General features: G+C 46.7%; 3 protein-coding genes and 2 rRNA genes (1 of these 5 cut by a window edge). All 5 read right to left on the bottom strand.

Features of this window, described 5'->3' with window-relative positions:
• Positions 1 to 50 precede the first annotated feature (50 nt).
• Positions 51 to 1,916, bottom strand: a complete 1,866-nt coding sequence (locus NSQ58_RS25155; RefSeq protein ID WP_338533544.1) for an ABC transporter ATP-binding protein — start codon at positions 1,914 to 1,916, stop codon at positions 51 to 53.
• The gene (locus tag NSQ58_RS25150; protein ID WP_341058401.1) at positions 1,891 to 3,786 is read right to left on the bottom strand and encodes an ABC transporter ATP-binding protein; all 1,896 of its coding nucleotides are present in this window, start codon (positions 3,784 to 3,786) and stop codon (positions 1,891 to 1,893) included. Before NSQ58_RS25150 ends, NSQ58_RS25155 begins: the two co-directional genes overlap by 26 nt.
• A 216-nt stretch (positions 3,787 to 4,002) precedes the next feature.
• Entirely contained in the window at positions 4,003 to 4,827 is an 825-nt protein-coding gene (locus NSQ58_RS25145) for a thioesterase II family protein (protein WP_028541396.1), read from the bottom strand.
• A gap of 956 nt (positions 4,828 to 5,783) precedes the next feature.
• A 5S ribosomal RNA gene (rrf, locus tag NSQ58_RS25140) occupies positions 5,784 to 5,900 on the bottom strand.
• A 151-nt stretch (positions 5,901 to 6,051) separates the two neighbouring features.
• Positions 6,052 to 7,413: ribosomal RNA gene (locus tag NSQ58_RS25135) — 23S ribosomal RNA — on the bottom strand (it continues 1,564 nt past the right edge of the window).

Genomic DNA, 7,413 nt, shown 5'->3' with positions numbered 1-7,413 from the left:
CCGTTTCTCTCCTCGCAAAATAGATATTGGTAAAAAGGAAATTCGCATATTTATGCGGTTTGTTCCTCGGGATGCTTTCGAAATTGAAGCTCATACAGCTCTGCATAATGACCTCCCTCGGCAAGGAGCTGATCATGGGTACCCTGCTCTTTCAGTTCGCCATCGGCAAGGACACAGATCGTATCCGCCCGTTCAATCGTAGACAATCGATGGGCAATAACTAATGTCGTACGATCCTTCATCAGCTCATTTAAGCCCTGCTGGACTTCATATTCCGATTCTGCATCCAAAGCCGAGGTCGCTTCATCCAACAGCAAAATCGGTGCATTTTTGAGCAAAGCACGGGCAATTGCGATCCGCTGTCTTTGACCGCCGGACAAATTGGCTCCGCGTTCACCGACAATCGTGTCGTACCCCTCTGGCAGCTCGCCTATGAAGCCGCTGGCATAGGCTGTTTTGGCCGCAGCCTCTACTTCTTCATCCGTGGCAGCCGGTGAGCCAAAACGGATATTATCCGCTACTGTACCGTGGAACAGCGTAGCCTCCTGTGGTACATAGGCCATTAAATCCCTGACCTCATCCAACGGAAATTCTTCTGCCAAGCGACCACGAACCCGCAGCACACCTTCGTCCGGTGGGTAAAATCCCAGCAACAGCTTCATGACTGTGCTTTTGCCACCACCACTCGGGCCGACAAGCGCGGTTACCTGCCCTTCTGGCACGACCAAGTTTAACCTTTGCAGCGTTGGATGGTCAGGCTGATAGCCAAAGGTGATGTCGTGCAGCTCCAGCGCAGCCGGAGTCTGTTCAATGGCGTGGTCTGAACGCAAAGTCTCAACATCGCCATAGAATTCCCCAGATTCACAGGCTGATAAAGCTGCCGTCTCGGGATCGATAAGCCTAGTCAGCGGTCCCTTCTTTTTAGCCGCGGGGAACTGCTCCTCTTCCTTCGACTCATCCAGAATTTCGCGAATACGCGCCAAGCCTGCCAAGGAGTTTTGTAACAGTGTTACAGCCGCCCCTAGCTCCAAAAACACCGTTGAAATACCGGTTTGCAGCTGCACAATCTGTCCCAATACCCCCAGTTCCATTTGCTTCTGCGATACCAGAATCAATCCGGCGACAAGCACACCGCCCAGCGTGATGAACTCTATGACAAAATTGCACATATCCTGCAAGCCCATATGACGTCCCTGCCGAATGCTGATGCGGTTTATGTCCTCGCTTGCATCGTTACAAAGTCCACCTACCTTTGTCCTCAACCCAAACAACTTCACCGTCTGCAAACCGGAAAGCAAATCACTCAATCGTTCCGTGAACCTGCTCATCCGTCCCTGTAACTCTTCACTCGTCTTTCGCATTTTCTTCGCGAAATGAGCGTTTATCCAGGCTGAAGCCAGCCCAAGTAAAACCGCCATAATCCCAAATCGCCAATCCAGAACCATCAAAATGACCAACGAGCCCAAGAAAAGCGAAATTTCTAGTATAATCGAGCGGATATGAACGGTGTAAGCCTGCTCCAGCGCCTGTACATCGTTCGTCATACGGGATACAAGATCACCCGAATGGTGTTTTTCGGCTTTTTCGTACGATAGCTTGACAATGTGGCCAAATAGTTTCATTCGTACATCGGCAATCGCCAGCTTTACACACCGTTTATACATATAGCTGCACAGGGGGGAAATAAGACTTAATGCCAAAAATGTACCACTGACCAAATAGACCGCTCGGTATAGCTCCTGTACATCGCCATTAACCGCAAAATTCAGCAAATAATGCACCACGAAAGAAAGTAAAATCGTGATGCTGGCATTGGTCAGACTATTGCCAACCAGCCCGGTAAAATACCATTTTCGATGCGGCTTCATCAGGGACATCAACTGCTTAAATTCATAAAACCCCTGCTTGAAGGTCACGACGCTCACTCCTTTCCTCAGGCAACGAATTACCGTTTTCCGCCGTATGCTGTTCTTCTTCAAAATTTTTCAAATACAGCTTTCGGTACACACCATCACGACCTAGTAATTCCTCATGAGAACCCGATTCCACAATGCTCCCCTGATCGAGTACAATAATACGGTTCGCCTGACGTACGGTTGACAGTCGATGAGCAATGACCAGTACCGTCCGGTTTTGCATTACCGCATTCATCGCATTCTGCACCTGAGCCTCCGACTGACTATCGAGTGCTGAAGTCGGCTCGTCCAATAGAAGCAGCGGAGCATTTTTCAGTAATGCTCTTGCTATAGAAATACGCTGTTTTTGACCGCCAGACAATCCGCCTCCCCGCTCGCTCAACAGGGTTTCATAGCCCTCGGGAAGTTGAACAATAAAATCATGCGCATATGCCGCTTTCGCCGCCTCGACAATTTCTTCCCGAGTCGCCTCCAGACGTCCATATCCGATATTTTCTGCAATGGTGGCCGGAAAAAGCGACGACTCCTGAGATACCATCGAAATATGACTGCGCAGGCTTGTTAAATTCCAATCTGTCAAACTCTTTCCAAATAGTTGAATGGTTCCGGCATGCTCTCCAGGTTCATTAAATCCGCAAAGCAGCTTGAAAATCGTGCTTTTACCGCCACCGCTGGCACCGACAATCGCCACCATATCCCCTTGCCCTGCCTGGAAGCTGATATCCTTCAGCACTGTGTTCCCTTCATCGTAGCCAAAGGTCAAATGCTCAAAGCTGACTATAGCAACACCATCAACGCCATCATCGCTTTCTGCTCCGCCTTCACTCATTCGGTTGGCTTCCCCATCTGCATCGTCTTCCAAATGAGGCGCCCTATTCTCTCGCCTCTGATCTACCAAGGTCATTTCGCCGTCCTGACGTTCATTCTGCCAATCCAGCACCTCAAACAAATGCTTTGCGGCTCCACCCGCTTCCTTCATTTGCGAAATGATTGTCGGCAGCATGGCAATCGGCTGTAATATGAACGAAATCAGGTATAAAAAAAGTACAATGCCTCCAGCATTCAGCTCTCCTTGTTGTATCAGGTATCCTCCGTATACAATGACCAAAATAATTGGTGTTGCCAGCATCATCACACCTACTGGAGTAATGGCTGCATAGCGCTTTTCTAGCCTTAAGCCGCGCTTGACGACCTCCTCCATAATCACCATATACTTCTTCAACAGCACAGCTTGCATATTGAATGCCTTGACGATAGGGATTCCTCCGATTGCATCTTGCCCCACAGCGTTCAAATGAGCAATTTTCTCCTGAAGATCTGCGGAATATTTTTCAATCGGCTTGCTCATTAGTGATGTTATGATCATTCCTATTGGCATGAGCGCAAGACTTGCCAATATCAGTTTCCAGCTTGTCAGTAAAAGCAATATGAGTGATGCCGTAAACACAAGCGGTAAATAAAACAGATTGGAAAACTGCTGGATAAAAAAGTTCTGTAATACTGCCGTATTATTGGTTAGACGGGATACCAAATCTCCGGTAAATTTCCTTTCCACGCTGGAAACCGGTAAATCGCAAAACTTATGTACGAGATCGCCTCTCAAGTCGCGCAGAGCACTAACACTAAAACGCGCTGAAGCGTACCTCATCACAAACTTACAGGGCATTCCAATTAGCGTCATACCAACAACCAGATAGATCATGTTCTGGGTAGAGGAGAATGTCCCCTGTGCCATTTGCTCAATAGCCTTACCCAAAATAATGTCAATAGCTGCCAAACACAAGGAGGCGATCACCGTTATGAAAACCCATAGATTATACGGCCTTACATAACGTGCGACTCTCCGAAAAGCAGAATTTGATCGAAACAAGGGCATCCCTCTTTTCGTTGCCCACACTTTTTCAGTGGGAACTTTTTATATTGGCTGTGGACGTCGTTGAGATAAACTCTGGGTTTGGATGCATGAGTATCCGTACAGAATAAAATGCGATTTTGAACTATGCTGGAATTTGCATCTTGTTTGTGGGTTGGTTGTCGATTGTTGCTGAGATGGTAATAACGAAGTGTATCGTGATGTGTGGGACATTCAACTCTGTCTGAATCGTGGTTGTAGGGTGCTTGTGTTGTAAGCTGTATGAGCTGCTGCCGCGTGGGCCATCGGCGAGGATGTAGAAAGAATGTTCTCGACTGCGCTCATAACTTCTTGTTCTTGTTCATGGATGAAAAAGTGATTACCTTCGAACATCTGAACATCCATAGGTGATGTCGTATGCTGTTGCCAGGCATGGAGTGAATCTGTGCTAACCTCAAAATCCTTCATTCCGCCTAAAACGGTCATCGGACATACCAGTGGATTTCCCGGCTGATAAACATAAGTTTCACATACCTTAAAATCTGCACGCAGACGAGGCATAATAATTTGCATCAATTCTGCATTTTGCAGCACCTCTTCAGGTGTTCCCTGCATCAAACGAAGCTCTTCGGTGAAAGAATCGTCTGCTAAATCATGGAGTCGTTTTTTGGAGTATGGAAGATGTGGTGCGGATTTACCAGATATGATGATATGCACAGGTAGCTTTCCAGTTTTGCTGTACAACTGTCGTGCTGTTTCAAATGCAATCAGTGCACCCATACTGTGCCCAAAAAAAGCGAACGGCTTATGCATGTATGGGGCCATAGCGGGAATCAACGATTGAACGATGTCCTGAAGAGTATCCATTGGAGCTTCTGTTGAGCGGCTTTCACGTCCTGGAAGTTGTATAGGCAACACGTTAATATCAGGCGCGAACCTAGACTTCCAAGAGTTAAATATGTAAGCGCCACCACCAGCGTAGGGGAAGCAAAATAGTTGGAGCTTCGCAGTCGGTTGGACCTCTGTTTTTGCGAACCAAGATTGTGATCGAGTTGTCAAATGAATTCCTCCATCCTCTATGCAGTTCATAATTTTACAGTAAATCCTTATATCTCTTTTTTTCTTCCAACACTTTCTAACTGTTTTTAAATATACAAACTTTAAAACCGCTTGGCATGGGACAAAAGGGCTAAATTGATGGAGCTCATAAAAATAAAACAAAATCCATATTATGTTATTTGTTTCCAAATTTCAAAAGCAACAATTTCACTTTTTGTATTAGTTATCTGTCAATCATGATCTGTTAATTTAGTTTAAAACGAAATTTTTGGTTTTCACGAATTTTGTAAAACTAAACTCATTATGATTTACATTGAAGCTCCAACCCCTTATCCTACAACAATTTTATCTTTACATGCCATTAACATAAATGTAACAAATTCAACCTGATATCATCCGACAAATTCCGCCTTTTTCCGCAACTCTCTTTAACCTCCTAAATAATGGATATAATTTGTATCAAGCTCACATAAGCCAAAATTAATAACTCTTTAATTTTGTAATAAATATTGTTATTTCATAGTCCTAAATGACTATATTTTTCATATTTTTTTCTGACTCTTCGTCTAAAAAATTCAGTTCGGATTGAGTTTTTCTCTCCCAAAGCTATGAATTTTCTTTTCAAACTCTAATAGAAACGTTTCTATCTCGCTTCAAAAGTACCTGTTCTCTAGAAATTTATAGCCTTACTTTTAATCTTCCCCCTCAAAAAACAGTAACGGCAAACAGCAAGGCTCCCTGTTGTTGGAGACTTGCTGCTTTATAAATTTCATTATGTTTGACTTCACTATCGGTCGATATGCAGAGTGTTGTAAGCTTTATTGTAGTTATCCCCCAATCATATTAATTTAGTGGAATGGAGTATATGTATGGGTTTCTTGTATATTTTCCAAAACGCGAAAGCCTTATGGTATACAAAAAGAGCACAGCCCATCAAGGCTGTGCTCTTTTATCTTGCTTGGCGACGTCCTACTCTCCCAGGACCCTGCGGTCCAAGTACCATCGGCGCTGGAGGGCTTAACGGTCGTGTTCGGGATGGGTACGTGTGGAACCCCTCCGCTATCGCCACCAAACATGAATTTACATCGTAAATTCTTCCGTATGGTTATTCGGTTCATCACTTATCGTGTGAATGAATAGCCATGCGCTTATCATATGTCACTTGTACATACTTTCAAGGTTACACCCTGAAAACTGGATCCGAAACTCATTGCGTTTTATTCTTAGGATAAGCCCTCGACCGATTAGTATTGGTCAGCTCCATGCATTACTGCACTTCCACCCCCAACCTATCTACCTCGTCGTCTTCAAGGGGTCTTACTAATTGGGAAATCTCATCTTGAGGGGGGCTTCACGCTTAGATGCTTTCAGCGCTTATCCCTTCCGTACATAGCTACCCAGCGGTGCTCCTGGCGGAACAACTGGTACACCAGCGGTACGTCCATCCCGGTCCTCTCGTACTAAGGACAGCTCCTCTCAAATTTCCTACGCCCACGACAGATAGGGACCGAACTGTCTCACGACGTTCTGAACCCAGCTCGCGTACCGCTTTAATGGGCGAACAGCCCAACCCTTGGGACCTACTTCAGCCCCAGGATGCGATGAGCCGACATCGAGGTGCCAAACCTCCCCGTCGATGTGGACTCTTGGGGGAGATAAGCCTGTTATCCCCAGGGTAGCTTTTATCCGTTGAGCGATGGCCCTTCCATGCGGTACCACCGGATCACTAAGCCCGACTTTCGTCCCTGCTCGACTTGTAGGTCTCGCAGTCAAGCTCCCTTCTGCCTTTGCACTCTTCGAATGATTTCCAACCATTCTGAGGGAACCTTGGGGCGCCTCCGTTACTCTTTAGGAGGCGACCGCCCCAGTCAAACTGCCCACCTGACACTGTCCTCGCACCGGATCACGGTACCAAGTTAGAACCTAGATACGATCAGGGTGGTATCCCAAGGATGCCTCCCTTCAAGCTGGCGCTCAAAGTTCTACGGCTCCCACCTATCCTGTACAGATCGTACCCAAATTCAATATCAAGCTGCAGTAAAGCTCCATGGGGTCTTTCCGTCTTGTCGCGGGTAACCTGCATCTTCACAGGTATTAAAATTTCACCGGATCTCTCGTTGAGACAGCGCCCAAGTCGTTACGCCATTCGTGCGGGTCAGAATTTACCTGACAAGGAATTTCGCTACCTTAGGACCGTTATAGTTACGGCCGCCGTTTACTGGGGCTTCGGTTCATAGCTTCGCCCGAAGGCTTACCACTCCCCTTAACCTTCCAGCACCGGGCAGGCGTCAGCCCGTATACTTCGCCTTGCGGCTTCGCACAGACCTGTGTTTTTGCTAAACAGTCGCTTGGGCCTTTTCACTGCGGCCCCCTCGGGCTATTCACCCTACCGAGGCACCCCTTCTCCCGAAGTTACGGGGTCATTTTGCCGAGTTCCTTAACGAGAGTTCTTCCGCGCGCCTTAGAATTCTCTTCTCGCCTACCTGTGTCGGTTTGCGGTACGGGCACCTTCTCCTGGCTAGAGGCTTTTCTTGGCAGTCTGAGATCATGACCTTCGCTACTACAATTTTCGCTCCCCATCACAGC

The organism is Paenibacillus sp. FSL M7-0134 (assembly GCF_038007865.1).
GTDB classification, from domain to species: domain Bacteria; phylum Bacillota; class Bacilli; order Paenibacillales; family Paenibacillaceae; genus Paenibacillus; species Paenibacillus polymyxa_B.
The sequence above is the reverse complement of the archived record's forward strand: the minus strand, read 5'-3'. Positions and strand labels throughout refer to the sequence as shown.